The organism is Paraburkholderia polaris (assembly GCF_012927345.1).
GTDB lineage: Bacteria > Pseudomonadota > Gammaproteobacteria > Burkholderiales > Burkholderiaceae > Paraburkholderia > Paraburkholderia polaris.
Genome location: NZ_JABBGJ010000033.1, coordinates 49,952 through 67,316, shown reverse-complemented (window position 1 = coordinate 67,316; position 17,365 = coordinate 49,952). Strand labels below are relative to the sequence as shown.

The 17,365-nt window shown below is 63.7% G+C and carries 15 protein-coding genes; 7 read left to right on the top strand and 8 right to left on the bottom strand.

The window, feature by feature from the left end:
- The first annotated feature begins 9 nt into the window (after positions 1-9).
- From HHL24_RS28120 to HHL24_RS28105, 4 genes are all read left to right on the top strand, one after another.
- Positions 10-1,011 (top strand): FAD binding domain-containing protein, encoded by a 1,002-nt coding sequence (locus tag HHL24_RS28120; protein WP_169488616.1) that lies wholly within the window; start codon positions 10-12, stop codon positions 1,009-1,011.
- Positions 1,008-3,230 carry a xanthine dehydrogenase family protein molybdopterin-binding subunit gene (locus HHL24_RS28115; protein ID WP_169488615.1) on the top strand — a complete coding sequence of 741 codons (2,223 nt, stop codon included), beginning with the start codon at positions 1,008-1,010 and terminating at the stop codon, positions 3,228-3,230. Before HHL24_RS28120 ends, HHL24_RS28115 begins: the two co-directional genes overlap by 4 nt.
- 177 nt (positions 3,231-3,407) lie before the next feature.
- Positions 3,408-3,995 carry a nucleotidyltransferase family protein gene (locus tag HHL24_RS28110; RefSeq protein ID WP_169488614.1) on the top strand — a complete coding sequence of 196 codons (588 nt, stop codon included), beginning with the start codon at positions 3,408-3,410 and terminating at the stop codon, positions 3,993-3,995.
- A gap of 135 nt (positions 3,996-4,130) precedes the next feature.
- Complete coding sequence (locus HHL24_RS28105; protein WP_169488613.1) at positions 4,131-5,672, top strand: UdgX family uracil-DNA binding protein; 1,542 nt, start codon at positions 4,131-4,133, stop codon at positions 5,670-5,672.
- A 56-nt stretch (positions 5,673-5,728) separates the two neighbouring features.
- Here HHL24_RS28105 and HHL24_RS28100 read toward each other — a convergent pair whose 3' ends face one another.
- Positions 5,729-6,214 (bottom strand): type II toxin-antitoxin system HipA family toxin, encoded by a 486-nt coding sequence (locus HHL24_RS28100; RefSeq protein WP_230417597.1) that lies wholly within the window; start codon positions 6,212-6,214, stop codon positions 5,729-5,731.
- Between the two features lie 121 nt (positions 6,215-6,335).
- Positions 6,336-6,749, bottom strand: a complete 414-nt coding sequence (locus HHL24_RS28095) for a helix-turn-helix domain-containing protein (RefSeq protein ID WP_329606756.1) — start codon at positions 6,747-6,749, stop codon at positions 6,336-6,338.
- Positions 6,750-7,267: 518 nt separating this feature from the next.
- On the opposite strand from HHL24_RS28095, the gene HHL24_RS28090 reads away from it, so the two are divergent.
- Together HHL24_RS28090 and HHL24_RS28085 are read left to right on the top strand one after the other, a co-directional pair.
- On the top strand, positions 7,268-7,972 hold the full coding sequence (locus HHL24_RS28090) for a PIG-L family deacetylase (RefSeq protein WP_169488612.1): 705 nt from the start codon (positions 7,268-7,270) through the stop codon (positions 7,970-7,972).
- A 119-nt stretch (positions 7,973-8,091) separates the two neighbouring features.
- Positions 8,092-8,244, top strand: a complete 153-nt coding sequence (locus tag HHL24_RS28085; protein WP_166618176.1) for a hypothetical protein — start codon at positions 8,092-8,094, stop codon at positions 8,242-8,244.
- Between the two features lie 130 nt (positions 8,245-8,374).
- Here HHL24_RS28085 and HHL24_RS28080 read toward each other — a convergent pair whose 3' ends face one another.
- Genes HHL24_RS28080 through aepX form a run of 3 tightly spaced genes read right to left on the bottom strand, consistent with a single transcriptional unit; the run spans position 8,375 to position 12,338 of the window.
- Positions 8,375-9,442, bottom strand: a complete 1,068-nt coding sequence (locus HHL24_RS28080) for a 2-aminoethylphosphonate aminotransferase (protein WP_169488611.1) — start codon at positions 9,440-9,442, stop codon at positions 8,375-8,377.
- Positions 9,443-9,453: 11 nt separating this feature from the next.
- Positions 9,454-10,620 (bottom strand): phosphonopyruvate decarboxylase, encoded by a 1,167-nt coding sequence (gene aepY / locus HHL24_RS28075; RefSeq protein ID WP_169488610.1) that lies wholly within the window; start codon positions 10,618-10,620, stop codon positions 9,454-9,456.
- On the bottom strand, positions 10,617-12,338 hold the full coding sequence (gene aepX, locus HHL24_RS28070) for a phosphoenolpyruvate mutase (protein WP_169488609.1): 1,722 nt from the start codon (positions 12,336-12,338) through the stop codon (positions 10,617-10,619). Before aepX ends, aepY begins: the two co-directional genes overlap by 4 nt.
- A gap of 631 nt (positions 12,339-12,969) precedes the next feature.
- On the opposite strand from aepX, the gene HHL24_RS28065 reads away from it, so the two are divergent.
- A complete protein-coding gene (locus tag HHL24_RS28065; RefSeq protein WP_169488608.1) occupies positions 12,970-14,514 on the top strand; it encodes a methyl-accepting chemotaxis protein in 1,545 nt (514 codons plus the stop codon).
- Between the two features lie 358 nt (positions 14,515-14,872).
- Here the strand turns inward: HHL24_RS28065 and HHL24_RS28060 are convergent, their stop codons facing one another.
- From HHL24_RS28060 to HHL24_RS28050, 3 genes are all read right to left on the bottom strand, one after another.
- On the bottom strand, positions 14,873-16,177 hold the full coding sequence (locus HHL24_RS28060; protein WP_407947532.1) for a c-type cytochrome: 1,305 nt from the start codon (positions 16,175-16,177) through the stop codon (positions 14,873-14,875).
- 116 nt (positions 16,178-16,293) lie between these two features.
- Positions 16,294-16,752 (bottom strand): hypothetical protein, encoded by a 459-nt coding sequence (locus HHL24_RS28055; protein ID WP_230417596.1) that lies wholly within the window; start codon positions 16,750-16,752, stop codon positions 16,294-16,296.
- Entirely contained in the window at positions 16,749-17,363 is a 615-nt protein-coding gene (locus HHL24_RS28050) for a cytochrome c oxidase subunit 3 (RefSeq protein ID WP_169488606.1), read from the bottom strand. Before HHL24_RS28050 ends, HHL24_RS28055 begins: the two co-directional genes overlap by 4 nt.
- Positions 17,364-17,365: the final 2 nt, after the last annotated feature.

The window sequence follows — 17,365 nt, the reverse complement described above, 5'->3', positions numbered from 1 at the left end:
GCGACCAGCATGGATGCGATCTCTTACGAACGCGCCGGCGATGTCGCCGGCGCTGTGCGCGCGGTGCAGCAACCGGGTGCGGTGTTCATCGGCGGCGGCACCAATCTGCTCGACCTGATGAAAGGCGGCGTCGCGCGGCCGATGCGGCTAATCGATATCACGCACATCAGCGGGCTCGATACGATCACCACGCTGCCGAATGGCGGCATCCGCATCGGCGCCCTGGTGCGAAATAGCGATGCGGCCAATCACGCGCTGGTGCGCGAACAATACCCGCTGCTGTCGCAAGCATTTTTGGCCGGTGCATCGGCGCAACTGCGCAATATGGCGACTGTGGGCGGCAATCTGTTGCAGCGCACCCGCTGTGGTTACTTTTACGACACCGCCTTTACGCAGTGCAATAAACGCACGCCAGGCAGCGGTTGCGCGGCGCTCGACGGCCACAATCGCACGCACGCGATTCTCGGTGCGAGTCCGCAATGCATCGCCGTGAACCCATCGGACATGAACGTGGCGCTCGCCGCGCTTGACGCCGTCGTGCGCGTAAATGGCCCTGCAGGCGAGCGGATGATTCCGTTTGCGGACTTTCATCGGCTTCCCGCTGACCGGCCCGATATCGATACCACATTGCAGGCGGGCGAGTTGATCACCGCCGTCGATTTGCCACCCCCTTTGTTCAGCGCGAACGCCTACTACCTGAAAGTGCGTGACCGGGCCAGTTACGCATTTGCACTGATCTCCGTGGCCGCCGCTTTGCAGATGGACGGCAACCATGTGACAACCGCGCGCATCGCGTTAGGCGGCGTGGCGCACAAACCGTGGCGCGCGAGCGCCGCCGAACAGATGCTCAACGGCCAGCCGCTCACGCAGGCGACGTTGCATAACGCCGCAGCCGCTGCGCTACGCGATGCCAGGCCGCAGCACGACAATCGTTTCAAGGTGCAGCTCGCGCAACGCGCGATCGTGCGCGCAGTGAACCTGGCCGCGGGCCACGCGGGAGGTGTCGCATGAATCTGATCGGTCAACCACTCGACCGCATCGACGGTCTGTTGAAAGTCACCGGCGAAGCCCGCTATGCCGCCGAATTCCCCGAGGCACGCCTCGCGCACGCGGTACTCGTCACCAGCACGATTGCGAGCGGCACGATTGCGTCGATCGATGCGAGCCGCGCGCAGGCGCTGCCCGGCGTGCTGCTGGTGATGACGTACCAGAACGCGCCGCGTCTGCCGAACGGCGGCAAATCCACGTTGGCGCCGCCGGCCGGCCGCCGTTTGTCGCTATTGCAGGACAACCAGATTCATTACAACAACGAGCCGGTCGCAGTGGTGGTCGCCGATACGCTCGAACATGCCACCGACGCGGCGCACCAACTGCGCATCACTTATCAAAGCACGCCAGCGACACTCGATTTCGTGCAGGCCAAGCCGAACGGACACGCGCCTGATAAACCGCAAGGCCGCACAACCGACACGCAACGCGGCAGCTTCGAGGACGGTATGCGCAGCGGCACAGTACACGTCGACGCCGTTTACACGACGCCGATCGAGCATCACAACCCGATGGAGCCGCACGCCACGATGGCACGCTGGGACGGCCCGCAACTCACGCTCTATGACTCGACGCAAGGCGTCAGCGGTGCGGCGGAGGCGGTCGCCAAAACGTTCGGCATGCCGGTCAGCGACGTGCGCGTGATTTCACCGTTTATCGGCGGCGGCTTCGGCTGCAAGGGCTCGTCGTGGTCGCATGTGTCGTTGTGCGCGATGGCGGCAAAGCAGACCGGACGCCCGGTGCGGCTCGTGTTGGAACGGCCGCAGATGTTCGGCCCGGTCGGCGCGCGTCCACGTACCGAGCAGCATTTCGTGATCGCCGCCCAGCGCGACGGCACGCTGACCGCGATGCGCCACGACAGCATCTCTCATACGTCAATGATCGAAGACTGGACCGAGACCTGCTGCATGGTCACGCGCATGTTGTACGCGGTGCCCAATCAGGTGACCACGCACCGGATCGTGCCGCTCAATGTCGGCACGCCCACCTTCACGCGCGCGCCCGGCGAGACGACCGGTTCATTCGCGATCGAATCGGCGATGGACGAACTCGCGGTCGCGTTGCAAATGGACCCGCTCGCGCTGCGCCTCAAGAACTACGCCGAGGCCGATCCGCAGGAAAACAAGCCGTGGTCGGGCAAGTCCTTGCGAGAGTGCTATCAGATCGGCGCGGAGAAATTCGGCTGGTCGCGGCGCACCAGCGCGCCGCGTTCGATGCGCAATGGCAACACGCTGATTGGCATGGGCATGGCCACCGCGACCTATCCGGCCAACCGCAGCGAAGCCGCGGCCATCGCGCGGATTCTGCCGGACGGCAGCGCGATGGTCGCCTCCGGCACCCAGGACCTCGGCACCGGCACCTATACCGTGATGACCCAGGTAGCCGCCGACGCACTCGGCTTCGCGCCGGAAAGCATTCACTTCGCGCTCGGCGATTCGTCTCTGCCGAAGGCGCCGGGGTCCGGCGGCTCGCAATCGGCGGCGAGCGTTTCGCCGGCCGTGCGCGAGGCCGCGACTCAGGCGCGCAATCAGCTGATCGCGCTGGCGCTCGCCGACACTGCGTCGCCCGTGCACGGCATCGCGCTCGACGACATCACGGTTGAAAACGGCTGGGTCATGAGCCGCTCGCAACCCACGCGGCGCGATCCGGCGGCGGCGATCATCGCGCGCTCAGGCGGCAAGCCGATCGAAGCCACCTCGACGGTCAAACCGGGCGACGAGAAGCAGAAGTACTCGCTTCACTCGTTCGGCGCGGTGTTCGTCGAAGTGCATGTCGATGCGGACCTCGGCACGATTCGCGTGCCGCGCGTGGTCGGTGTGTATGACGTGGGACGCGTGCTGAATCAAAAGACCGCGCGCAGCCAGTTGATGGGCGGCATCGTATGGGGCGTGGGGGCGGCGCTACAGGAAGAGACCTCGCTCGATACACGCTATGGGCGCTTCACCAACGCGAATCTCGCCGAGTACCACGTGCCGGTGAATGCCGACATCAGTTCGCTCGACATCACGTTCATCGATCGGCCTGATCCGTACATCAATTCGCTCGGGGTACGCGGCATCGGCGAGATCGGCATCACCGGCGTGCTGGCGGCGATCGCGAATGCGGTGTATCACGCAACCGGCGTACGCGTGCGCGATCTGCCGGTGACGCTCGATAAGGTGATGGGGGTGAGGCAGGTGTGAATCAGGGCGCGCGTTCGCCAAGGCGTGTCACGGTGACGAGGCGTCTCTTTTGATGGGCGATACGCAAGCTGTTGCACGGGACAGGAAGGCGCAAGCGCCAAGCCCTACGTATTGGCGCTTGCCTGCCGATGCGTTGCACCGCACAATCGGTCTTATCCTTTCTACCGGTGCCCGTCCATGGCCTATGCCTCGCTTGCCACTGGCGTGTTGCTCGCCGCCGGCTTCGGCTCGCGCTTCGACCCGGACGGCCTGCACAACAAACTACTCGCACGCATGCCGGACGGCACGCCGGTCGCGCACGAAGCAGCGCACCGACTGCTGCGGGTCGTCACCCGCGTATTGGCCGTGGTGCGGCCCGGCTCGGACACACTGGCGCGCTTGCTGAACGACGCCGGTTGCGATGTGGTGTTCTGCGCCAACGCCGAACGCGGCATGGGCGCGAGCCTCGCCGCCGGCATCGAGGCCAGCGACGACGCCGAGGGCTGGCTCGTCGCGCTGGCCGACATGCCGCGCATTGCCACCACGACGATCGAAGCGGTGGCGCGCGCGCTCGACGGCGGCGCTTCGCTGGTCGCACCGTTTTATCAGGGACAGCGCGGTCATCCGGTCGGCTTCGGCATCGACCATCGGGACGCCCTGATGACACTGGACGGCGACACCGGCGCGCGCGCGCTGTTGATGTCGCAGCGTGTGACGCGGCTGGAGGTCGACGACCCCGGCATTCTGCGCGACGTGGATACGCCGGAAGATCTTCGCAACATTTAGCTTGAGCGCGACCGAGCCGCCCGCGAACCGGGAGACTTGATCCAGTCGGGTGTTTGGGCGCATACTGTATATCCATACAGTATTTTGGCCGCATAGGTACGCGCATCACGCTGTGCGCATCCACGGCGCGTCAGCATGAAACGCATTCCGATCGAACCATCTTTCGCCGCATGGCGGCGCGCCGCGCGAGCGCTGCTGCGGCAAGGTGTCGAGCCCTCGCAGATCGAGTGGGTTGAGTCCGGAAATAAGGCGGCGGCCCACAGTGGTGACGATGGCAATGGTTCGGCCACGGGGCAAGTCGTGCAATCTTCGGCAGCGTCCGCAGCTGAAAGGGTCTCCAGCGCAACCGCTGCCGACGTGCCAAACGCCGAGCCCGCTTGCACTGCTGCGGGCAGCGTCGGCACAGGTGCCTCTGCCGCGCCCGCGATTCCCCGCGAACTGCTCTCCTGGCTGAAAACGGCCGCGTGCGTCCGCGCGGCGGACCGCTGGGCACTGCTGTACCGCGTCCTATGGCGCTGGACGCGCGGCGAGCGCACCGTCCTCGATCTGAACGACCCCGACGGCTCGCTGCTGGATCAACGCATCCGGGCTATTGAGCACGAAACCGAGGATCTGCTGACACTCACGCTGTTCAGACGGCGTGATCCGTCGATGGGGCCACCCGAATTCGTCGGCTGGTACGAGCCGCATCATGACTTGCTGGAGCGCGCTGCCGTGCGCTTCGCCGCTCGCATGGGCGATTCCACGTGGATGCTCGCCACGCCGCACGGCGCGGTGTTCTGGAACGGCATGCTGCTGCGCATCGACCAACCGGGCGCGGAGGAATACGAGCAGACTACGCAGGCGCTACCGGCAAGCGCCATGACCGGCGAAGCTGTCACCAGCATGCCCACGGAAGCGCTCTGGCTCGCCTATTACGCCAGCGCCTTCAATGGCGCGCCGTTGCCCGTGCCGTTGCGCTACTGGAGAATGCCGCCCGCGGGCCCACCGCTGCCCGCACGCCTCGCGCGCGAGCGCAGTCGTCTGGGGGCGCAAAGCGCCGCCGTCACCGTCCCGCCCACGCCGCCCGTCGAGTATTCGGCGATGACGCCGCCCTTGATTGAGCCCACTGGCCCGCTCGCCACTTGCAGGCGCTGCGCGTTATGGCGCAATGCGAAACAGGCGGTTGCGGGCATCGGGCCCGCCCATGCGGCGATCATGGTGGTCGGCGAACAGCCGGGCGAGTACGAGAACCAGCACGGGGAGCCCCTCACCGGCCCGGCCGGTCAACTGCTGGACGCCGTACTTGCGCGTGCCGGTCTGAAGCGGGAGACGCTGTATCTGACCTATGCCGTCAAACATTACAAGTGGGAAACGCTCGCCCAGCAGCGCATCCACCGCACGCCCGTGCGGCGCGAAGTGGAGGCTTGCCAGTACTGGCTGGAAAAAGAACTGGCGCGGATCGCGCCGCGCGTGGTCGTCACACTCGGCGCGACCGCACTGAAAGCGCTGACCGGCGCGCACATCAATCTGTCCGAATACCTCGGTCAAACCATCGCTCACGACGGACGCCTGATCGTGCCGGCCTGGCATCCGTCGTATGCGCTAGGAATGGCCGACGCCACGTTGCGCGACGACGTCGTGGCGGCCATTGTGACGGCGTTCAGCCGTGCGGCAGCGCTGGCGGCTGACGGCTGACGGCTGACGGCTGACGGGGCGTAGCCTTCTCGCTCGAGGCGCCGCGCACCTTTTACTCAGAGCAGTGTCGCCGCCACTTCCATTTGCTCGTTCTCGAACGCCGGTGCAAAAGCACCGAGGTCGTCGTCGGTCATACCAACCGGTGCCGACTTCGCGACCCGTTTCCAATCCCTGGCCGCGTTGTAGACCTCGCCGAGGACACGCTTAGCCTCGTCGGCGCCGAGCCTGAAGTAGCCGGCTGCGCTCACCACGGCCTCAATTGAGTCGACCGGGCCGTAGTCCTCATTCAGCCATAGCTTCAACTCGGGATCCTTATCCGGGAACGGGTTGATGTCGAACGCAGGCGCAAGCCGCCATTGACCATGCTCGACGTGCAGGAAACCATGGTTCCGCACGTGGTCGTCCACATTGGTGATAAGCAGATTGAACACTAGTCGCCGCCACAACTCCTCGAGGTCGCGCTTCGGGTCGGCGCAACGCGCGACGATGCAGTCAGCTATCTGCGAGTAGGCGTGGTCGTCTTGCCGGGAGGCCTGAAGCATGGATCGTGGTAGGCAAACGTTGAGCTTTCTCGTGTACCGTCCTTGTTGAAAGTCAGGACGCCGACCGGAAGCGCGGCCTGACCGAGTGCCACCTTGACGCTCTGCTGCACAACCGGCCGCTTCATAGCCCCCCCGATTCAGGCGTGACGCGTTTTTTGCGAACGCGTTGCGGTAACTGCTGGTTCATAAGCGTCAGTCCAATGCCGTCGGCGGCCGTGTCGAGCAGCCCGTTGATTTTATCCAACTCGCCGAGCACCAGAAACGCTTGTGCAATGGTTCCAATAGCGATGCGTTCGTCCCCGTGCTCCATGCGGCGCAGCGTGGCCACCGACGTCTGGATGCGCTCAGCCAGCGACGCCTGCGTGAGCCTTCTGCGACGCCGCGCCAGCGCGAGGTCGGCACCCAGCTTTTCCAGGGCGCGTGCAACGGGCATAGGAAGCGGATCTCGCGAACGTTTAGCGCTCACCTGTGAGCGCTTTTCTGGTTTAACAGTGTCCATGTGAGCGGTTATGGCCCATTCAGGTAATGACGTCATTATCCGCGCGCACAGGTTACCAGGTCAATAAAGAATCGCCTAACAGCTCGGATGTGAGCGGTTAACCTACCTTATCACTCACAGGTAAGCTGTAAGCGCTACTCCAAGCATTCCGCTCGCTTTTGCACGCATCTGAGCTGATAGAGTTGGTTGAGCAAACAGGTTAGCTCGCGACCACCAAACAACAGCTTAATAGCTCACACGTGAGCTATTAAGCTAATTAACCAATCACCAAGGAGCGGTTAATGGCACACGAACGCGCACCACATGCGTCTGTCGGCCCGCCGGTAGAGGGTGAGTAAGTTCGGGAGCCGCAGAAAGCTGGACGGTGAGCCTCTACGAGAAGCCACGACCGAACCAGCCCGTCCAGGCACGCGGCTTGCATCCCTCACAACGCTTACACAAGCCGCGCCGAATCCGCCTAAGCTGATCTGACGCCGCCAATCCAGAAAATTTGTCTCGCGCAATATTGAAGCGTCGAATGCGGCGCCGCGCGTTTCAAAACCACCACATGTCCTATGAGCGAAACCAGCCCACGCCTTTTCATCGTCTCGCCCCATTTCGACGACGCCGTCTTCAGTTGCGGCGCATTACTCGCCGCCCATCCTGACGCCGCGGTCTGCACGGTGTTTGCCGCGCCGCCCGAGCAGGAGATGTCTACCGAATGGGATGAAAAGTCGGGTTTCACGAGCGCCCATCAGGCAATGCACGCCCGCACGCTCGAAGACAACCTTGCGCTAGAGGTGCTCGACGCGATTCCGCTGCGCATGCCGTTTCGCGACGACCAATACCTGGACTCGCCGTCGATCGCCAGATTGGCGGCGGCGCTTGAAGAGACCATCTACCGCACGACCGCGAACACGCTGCTCATGCCGCTCGGCCTGCATCACGAGGATCACGTACGGGTGTTCGAAGCCTGCTGCGAAATCCTGCCGCGCCTGTCGCATCTCACGTGGTTCGCCTATGAGGACGCGATTCACCGCCGCACACCCGGTGTCGTGCAGGCGCGCCTCGCCGACCTCGCGCAACGCGGCATCGTTGCCACACCGGCCTATCCGAGCGCGAGCCATACGATTGATCTGCCGCGCCGCACCCAGCTCAAACGCGAAGCGGTCAACGCCTACGAAAGCCAGCTGCGCGCTTTCGGCGCGGACAATTACGACGACGTTTTCGCCGCCGAACGCTACTGGCAATTGAGCGTGGGCCGCCGCGGGAAAAAGTAAGAGGCGCAGCGTGCTGGATCGCCTACGCTAGAAGGAAACGGCCCCCGCCTGCAGGTGGATTCGACCGCCAGCGGCCGTACCCCCGCTTTCAGCTCGCTTCTCAACGAAAAGGTGATGCAATGAGCTACGACATGCATACCAGCCCGATTCCCGACCCGAACGCCGATCCGAACCGCGACCCGGAAGCCGATCCGCTAGTGCCGCCGTCGCCCGGTCATCACGCCGAGGAGCCGCAGCGGCCCGATGGACCGCCGGACAAAGACCCTGTGTGAACGCGCGCGGCGAGTCAAATGGACGGTGCGCGTCCGGAACACCGGCGCCCGTGAGTCAGGGCGGCGGCGTGCACGCGCGAGCGCCTCAGCTCGCTAAATAAACCCGCGGCGAACCGGGGGTGCGCGTGCTTTAGCGCGTCAGCTCGGTAAATCCTTGCAGGAGACGGTCGATGTCGGCTGCGTGGATGTTGCCCATCGTCGAGATGCGGAACAGCTCGGCCGACAACCCGCCTTGACCGGCATAGATGACGAAACCGCGCGCCTTCAGCGCGTCGTGCAGTTGCGGATACGCCACGCCGTCCGGCAAGCGATACGCGCGCAGCACCACCGACGACTGCTCCGGCGGCAACACACTGCCGACGCCCCGCTCAGCCAGGCCCGCGCGCGCCCGCTCGGCAAGCGCGGCGTAACGCGCGTGGCGCGCACGCCAGCCGCCTTCGTCGGCGAGTTCGCGCAGCGCTTCGACCAGCGCGTAGTACGCATGGACCGACGGCGTGAAAGGCGTATTGCGCTGATCCTGCAAACGCGCGAGGCGCCCGAGGTCCAGGTAATACGTGCGGCTCGCCGCCTGCGCGAGCGCCTCGCGCCGCACCAGCACGAACGACGCGCCGGGCACGCCATGCAGACACTTGTTCGCGGTCGCCGCGACGGCGTCGAGACTGGCGTCGGCGAAATCGATCGCTTCCGCGCCGAAGCTGCTGACGCCGTCCACCAGCAAACGCAGACCGCGTTCGCGGCACAGCGCGCCGAGCGCCTGCAGATCGTTCAGACGGCCTGTGGTTGTTTCGTGATGAATCACCGCGACGTGAGTGAACGCTTTGTCCGCGTCGAGGCGTTCGGCGATCTTCGCGAGATCCGGCGCCTGCATCCAGTCGTGTTTCAGCGACTCATGCGCGATGCCGTATTGCGTGGCGATCTGCGAAATACGCTCGCCGTAGACGCCATTTTCCACGACCAGCAGCTTGCCGTTTTGCGGCACCAGCGCGGCGGTCATGCTTTCAACAGCAGCCGTGCCAGAACCGGTCATCAAGACCGCCTGCCATTCGTTTGCGTCGAGGCCGTACAGATCGACCAGACGGGTGCGCGCCTCTTCCTGCAAGTCGAAAAATTCGCTTTCGCGGTGGCACAAATCCGTTTGCAGCAGGCTGTTACGGACGCGTTCGGTGAGCGTCACCGGGCCGGGATTGAGCAGCAGCATGAGCACACTCCTTAAGCGGCGCCGATGTGGCGCATCAGGCGCGTCTTCACATCGGGCGGGGTGATAGTGGGACGCGGCAGGCCATCGGGCGTGCCGCGGCGAATCGCCAGTCGCGCGAAGCGCGGGCCATGGGGCGACGGCGCGGCTTCGAACAGCTCATCGATCACATTGATGTCGTCGCTTTCAACCGCCGACGCGTAACCGCAAGCCGCGGCAACACCCGCAAACGAGACTTGCGACGACACCGTCGCCTGACCGCCAGTCGAGTCGTGTGCGCCGTTATCGAGCAGCACGTGCGTGAGATTCGACGGACCGTACGCGCCGAGCGTCGCGAATGCGCCCATGCGCATCAGCGCGGCGCCGTCGCCGTCGAGCGCGACCACGTGCAGATCCGGACGCGCAAGCGCGAGACCCAGCGCGAACGGCGTCACGCAGCCCATCGAGCCGACCATGTACAACTGGTTGGGACGGTCGTCGATTGCATAGAGCTCGCGGCCGCAAAAACCGGTCGACGCGAGCACCACGGTCGATTCGACCGGCGTGTGGGCGATGACTTTCTGCAGCGCATCGTGACGTGAAGCCAATTCATTCGCCACGACGTTTTTGAATTGCGAACGCGGCGCTGCCGGCACACGGCGCGCAGCTGCGTTGCTCTCTTTCAACTCGTACGGCGCCACACTGCCCTTTTGCATCACGAGCGCGTACGGACGGCCGGTTTCGTCCATGTGGGCGATGGCACGATCCAGCGCCGGGCCGATCGCGTCAGCCTCGGTCGGGAAGGTTTCCCACGGAATTTCCATCGTATCGAGCATCGCGGGCGTGACCGGGCCCATCAGCGCGTGCTGCGGTTCGTCCGCGACGCCGGGTTGCCCGCGCCATGTAACGATCAGCAATTGCGGCAGACGGAAGGTCCACGTGAGCGAGGTCAACGGGCTCACCGCATTGCCGAGGCCGGAGTTCTGCATCATCGTGATGCCGCGCCGGCCGTTCTGCGCGCCGAGCGTGACGCCCGCGATCAACGCGACCGCATCGCCTTCATTGGCCGCCGAGACGTAATGCAGCGATTCATCCTGCAATACGTAATTGATGAACGGCGTCAGATATGAGCACGGCACGCCTGCATACCAGTCGAAGCCGCGTTCGCGCGCCGCCTCGACGAATTGGGCTGCCTCGATCATTGCGCGGCTCCGCTGGCGGCGTCCGTCTGGTTGCCGACTGCTGCCGCGAACGGTGCTTGCGCATGCGCGAAATCACCGGCACGACGGAAATCATCCAGATCGTTCACACCGCGCCAGTGCCCGTGCACGTATTGCACTTCGATCGCTTCACCCGCTTCGATCAACGCATTGAGCAGCGCGGGCATATCGAGCGAATCGAAATCCGGGCGTGCCTGCAGTTTGGCGAGCACCGCTTGCAGACGCTCACGGCCCTCGCCGCGTACATTCAGCAGCCCCATCCAGCGGCCGTGCGGCGTTTGCGAAGCGATGGCGGACGTTGCCTCCTGCCCGCTCGACACGTGACGCAGCGTGACCTTGTTGCCGAACAGACCGCGATCGTCGCCTGCCGAGCACCATGCGAAGTCGCGCACGCTAGCGTTTTCCGCATCGGTCAGCGACGAATCGACCACCACGCTGAACGCGGCTTCGCTCTCGACCAGATCGCGCAGGATGTAGCTGCGAAATAGCAGATCGCCGTACGAGATCACGGTATCGCCCGCAAGCTTGTCGGCTGCACACGCGAGCGACGCCAGCTCGCCGGTTTGCGCGTGACGTTCATTGACGACCAGCTTGATACCGGCCGTGTCGATCGCATCGGCGCGATAGCCGCCGACCACGGTGATGTCATTGACGCTCTGCTTCTTGAACGCATCGACGAGCCAGCGCAAGAGCGGCCTGCCCGCGATCGGCAGCATGACTTTCGGACGATCTTCGGTGACGGCTTCGAGCCCCTTGCCGCGGCTTGCCGCAAGCACGATAGCGGCACCGGCCGCGCGACCGCTCGACAGATAGCGGTCTTCGGCTTCCGAGTATTCGTCGGCGTCTTGCAAACGGAAGATTTCGTTGACGGCGGCGATGCTGTCTTCGACGTTGACGAGCGTTTCGCTCGAGTGAATTTCCTTGGCGACGGCCTGCATGGCCGAGGTCGCGGCGCGGATCAGATGATTCGCCCAGATGACGGTGCTGATGCCGGCCTCGCGGAACACTTCGGTGGGCGTGCTGTAGTACTTGGTCGGCACGATGACGAGCGGCCCGCGGCCGGCCCATTCGCGCGCGAACTCGAGGATTTCATCGGGGCGCGAGAGCTTGCTGTGAATCAGAATCGCATCGGCACCGGCTTGCCGATAGGCTTCCGCGCGACGTAGGGCTTCGTCCATGCCCCAGCCGGCGATCAGCGCTTCTACGCGGGCGACGATCGAGAAGTTTTCATCCGACTGCGAGTCTTTACCGGCTTTGATCTTGCCGCAGAACTCGTCCATATCGGCGAGCGGCTGGGCTTCGCCGTTGATGAAGCTATTCGTTTTCGGGAATTGTTTGTCTTCGATACAGACGCCGGCGATGCCGCGTTGTTCGAGTTTGCGCACGAGCCGGCGCACGTTGTTGAAGTTACCGTAGCCGGTATCGCCATCGAGGAGGATGGGCAGATCGCTGGCATCGGCCATGAATTCGAGGGTATCGACGACTTGCGTCCAGCTGGCTTCGTTGTTGTCGCGCACGCCGAATTGGGCGGAGATCGCGAGGCCCGAACCCCAGATCGCCTTGAAGCCGGCTTCGCGGACGATACGGGCGGAGAGGCCGTTGTGGGCCTCCATCATGAATTCGAGTTCGTTGCTGACGAGCATCTGGCGCAGGCGTGCGCTGCGCGAAGCGGAGACGAATGCAGATTCGCGGGCGTTCATTTTCTTTACTCCTGGTGGCGGGCTTATTGGTGCTCTTTTTTGCCCGGCTGGCGGCTGGAAAATGGCGACTATAACTGAAATCGTTTTTATTCGTCGCCTAAGTGGTATTGGGTTTTTATGAGGTTGTTGTTAAGTGGGGAAATGTGTTGTTTTTTGCGTTTCACGCAATGCGGTGGGGGTTTGGATTTTTTTGGCATTGTGTGGAGGAATGTGATTGGGCCATGCGGGGCTTGGGTTTGTGGTTTTTTGTTTGTCTTTTTCTTTAATCTTATTTTGGTTTGTTTTATGTTTTTTATATTGTCTGTATTTATTCAGATTTGGTATTAATTGTGTTATTGGTTTATTAGCGTTGCCCCTGTGCGGGGCGAACGCTAATAGACCACTAACAATTCAAGGAAAGGCCAAAGAGCCAGATCAGGGAAAGGCAAAGGCCAAAACCACAGGTCAACAGACAACCAGACCCCCATTTGATCAGACAAATAAAAAACAGCGGGTTTCCCCTCCCCTGCGGAGCAAAGAACAGGAAGCCGTAAACACAGTGAGCGACAAGCCAATCGCTGCAAGCGAAAGAGTGAAAGAGCAACCACCCTGACCGACCACCTCGCGAAAGCGAAAGCAAAAACCCATTGCTATGACTCTGAACAAAAAACTAGCCTCAATGATCGCGGTCCTCTGGACCGGCCTGATCCTGATCGGCGGCTTCGGCGCATGGCAAAACCGCGCGTCGATGATCTCGGACCGCCGCGATCAACTCACCTCGCTGATCGACCAGGCCAATCACATCGTCAACCGCTACTACACCCTCGCCCAGCAACACACGATCACCGAAGACGAAGCCAAAAAACAGGCGCTCGACACACTCGCCGCCATGCGCTACGGCAAGGACGGCTATATCTCCGTCAACGATTCGCAGCCAGTCATGCTGATGCACCCGTTCAAGCCGGAAATGGTCGGCAAGAACTTCGCGCAATTCACCGACCCGGCCGGCAACCATCTGTTCGTCGATATCGTCAAAGCAGGCAGCCGCGACGGCGGCGGCTTCGTCGACTATCTGTGGGCCAAGCCGGGCAGCAACGAACCGGTGGCCAAAACCAGCTACGCAGGTCACTTCGCGCCGTGGGACTGGTACATCGTCACCGGCATGTACATGGACGACGTGCAGCGCGCGTTCTACGCCAATCTGCTGCGCTGGCTCGTCATCACCCTGACGCTCGGCACGATCGCCACGGTCGTCATGCTGCTGGTGTTGCGCAGCATCCGCCGCACGCTCGGCGGCGATCTCGAAGTCGCGGTCGAAGCGGCCCAACTGATGGCGCGCGGCAATCTCGCCACGCGCGTGCCGCTGCAAACAAACGACACCGGCAGCAGTCTGCTGCACGCCCTCCACACCATGCAGGCCGGTCTCGTCGATACGGTTTCGCGCGTGCGTCTCGGTACTGACAACATCAATATCGGCGCAACGGAAATCGCCGCCGGCAACACGGATCTCTCACAGCGCACCGAGGAGCAGGCGGCGGCGCTCGTCGAAACGGCGTCGAGCATGGATCAGATGACGGTCAACGTGAAGCAGAACGCGGACAGCGCGCTGCAAGCGGCACAACTCGCCGGCCAAGCTGCGGATGTGGCCACACGAGGCAGCCGCGTGGTCGACGACGTGGTCCGCACAATGGGCGAAATCACCAGCAGCTCACGGCAGATCGGCGACATCATCGGTGTGATCGACGGCATCGCGTTCCAGACCAACATTCTCGCGCTCAATGCCGCCGTCGAAGCGGCCCGCGCGGGCGAACAGGGACGCGGCTTCGCGGTGGTCGCCGCCGAAGTGCGCAGCCTCGCGCAGCGCTCGGCCACGGCCGCGAAGGAAATCAAGGCGTTGATCGAAACGTCCACCCATACCGTCGAAGCCGGCGCGTCGTTGGTCGCCAACGCCGGTTCGACCATGGGTGAGATCGTGCAGTCGGTACGCCGCGTGAACGAAATCCTCGCGGAGATCAGCAATGCATCGCGTGAACAGAGCGCGGGCATCGAACAGGTCAATCGCGCAGTCGGCGAAATGGATCAGGTCACGCAGCAAAATGCCGCGCTCGTCGAAGAAGCCGCTGCCGCGGCCCATTCGCTGAAGGATCAGGTGGGCGTGTTGCGCGAGGCGATCTCGAGCTTCGCCTTGCCGGCCTGAGGCCGCCGGCTCCCTTCATGCAGCGGGGACGCTAGCAGAAGAGAGAGAGGCAGAGAAAAAGAAGGCGCTCTACAGGCAGAGAGCGCCTCTTTAACACGCCGCGTCGGAGTCGACGCATCAATCGAACGAACCAGCCGCGCGGATTTTTCAAGTCCGCGCGGCTTTTTTGCGGCCGCCTGCGTTTGCGCCTGTGCATGCGCCGGCTACGTCTTGCGACTACGGCTATGCCGGTGTGTGCGAAGCCGCCCCGTGCAGCGAACGCTTACCACGCCCAATCCCACAACCAGGTTAAGCCGAATTCGGCTTAAGGCATTTTCATCAGGACCAGCCGCTTCCGATAATGGCCACTCCGCCCGCGCTATTTATGAATTGCGCTGCGCGCGCTAGTCACATCGCGCGTCGAGACGGGCGGCGCCGCGTTGCCCCAGGTATTGCGGATGAACGTCAACACCTGGGCCATTTCCTCGCTCGTCAGCTTGTCCGCGAAGGACGGCATCTTGCGCGAGGGCGGCCCACTCTCCGTGTGCGGGCTCGCGCCGCCTTCGACCAGCAGACGTACGAGCGACGTGGTCTGCGGCGCGAGCACCGCGGGATTACCCGCGAGGCGGGGATATTTTTGCACGACGCCGAGCCCATCTGATTGGTGACAACGCGCGCAATAGCTCTGGAAGATGCCGGCGCCCGGCCGCTCCACGTCGCCGGTGCGCAACGCCTGCATGGTTTGCTGCGCCGCGCGCGAACGCATGTCGTAGAGTCCAGCCGGCTCGCGCGGCGGCAAGCTCTTCAGGTACGCGGCGACGGCCGCGAGGTCGTCGTCACTCAGATACTGCGTGCTGTCCTCAACGACCTGAACCATGCTGCCGAACGCGACGAGCCCCCCGCCGTGCCCGCTTCTCAGGAACGCTGCGATGTCCTGCGCCGGCACGCGTCCGAGACCCGAGCCCGGGTCGCCGGTGAGGTTCGGCGCAAACCAGTGGTCGTTGGTTCCGCCCGTCAGATAAAGATGCGCATCGCCGTCGTAACCGCGCTCCTCATAGGCCGGACCGCGCGGCGTATGGCACGCGCCGCAATGGCCGAGCGATTGCACAATGTACGCGCCACGATTCCACTGCGCGTCGCGCCCGGGCTGCGACACGTATTGCCCGCGCGGCACCAGCGCCCAGTCCCAGAACAGCAACGCCCAGCGCTGGCTGAACGGAAAAGGCAGACGTGTCGACGGCGCTGGCTGTGCGACCGGTTTGACGCCATGCATGAAGTACGCGTAAAGCGCGTGCATGTCGTCGTCGTTGATCTTCGCGAACGACGGAAACGGCATCGCCGGATAAAGCCGCTTGCCGCCGGGCGCTATCCCCTCACGCAGCGCTCGGGCAAAGTCGCCGTAGGTATAGCGGCCGATTCCATTGTCGGGGTCAGGCGTGATGTTGGACGAGTAGATCGTGCCGAACGGCGAGGCCATGCCCAAGCCGCCGGCGAAGGGAGCAGGCTGCGTTTCCTTGCCCGGTTGGCCGCCGGCGGGCGCTGCCGTATGGCAGCCCGCGCAATCGGCGGCTTTGGCTAGATACGCGCCACGGGCGATCAGTGCCGCATCCGTCGCGCCTTGCGTGGCGCCGACGTACGGCACGGCCGGTTCGGCCGCGCGTAGCGGGGCCGAACCGGCCAGCATTGCCGCGAAAGCCGCAGCGCAACCCGCCGCCAGCACGGCGTGCAGACGCTGGCGGCTGAGGCCGCCGTGGAAGCGGCCTCGCGTGGCTCGGCGTGCGGATTGGCGCGCGTTCATCTTCACCACCGGCAAGGTGAGACGATCAGCACCGCGGTATCGGTGGCGATCAGCGCGAACACGAACAGGGTGCTGGACATCGCCCCCACTCGCGCGAGAAAACCGTCCAGCAGAGCGGGTTCGCCGCTCGCATTGCCAGGCATGCCTGGCATTCCAGAATGATTCCTTCTGACGAATCGAACGTTGCGCCATGCAACGAAGGCGCCCCAACAACCCAGCACGAGACAGGCGAAATTGACCGCGAGAATGGCGGCATCCAGCCACGGCCACGTCGGCGCCGTAAGCGGACGATTGTGGGGAAAGCAGCTCTGGGCGGCCAAAGTCTCGGTGATGCCCATCTGCGCAACCCATGCGAACGGAGCAGCGAGCATGCCGATCAGCGCGTGCGAGCCCGGCAGGCGCAGCGTAACAGCAGGCGTCGAGGACTGCGTTGCTGGTTGGTCGGTTCTGGCGGGACTCATGACCCTTCCCGAAACAGATATGGCGTCAGATACAACGTGGTGAAGATAAACAGCCACACCACGTCGACGAAGTGCCAGTACAGGCCGCCGATCGTCAGCGCAACGCAACGCTGCTCGTCGAAATAGCCAAACGCCGTCCAGAACAACAGCAGCAACAGCACGACGATGCCCACCGCGACGTGCACCATATGAAAGCCGGTGATCGTAAAGTAGAGCGAGCTGTACAGATGCGCAGTCAGTCCATACGGATGGTTAAGCCACTCGCGAAACTGGATGCCGACGAACAGGATGCCGAGCGCGATCGCCACGCTCATCGATGCGACACCCCAGCGCAGCCGTCTGCGCCGCACGCAGCGTTCGCAGAACCAGACGAAGCCGCTGCTCGACAACAGGACGCCGGTGTTCAGAATGCCGAGGCCGAGCTTGGGCAGCCCCTCTGGCGGCCATTGCTGACCGGTTTGCGCCGCAAGGTACAGATACGAAAAAATCAGATAGCCGAACAGCGACCCTTCGGTGACGATCAGCGTGAGGCAGCCCCACCATCCGCCGGAGCGCTCACCGGCGCTGCCGACCGGCAACGTGTACTCATGACGTGCGGTGACCTCGCCCATCG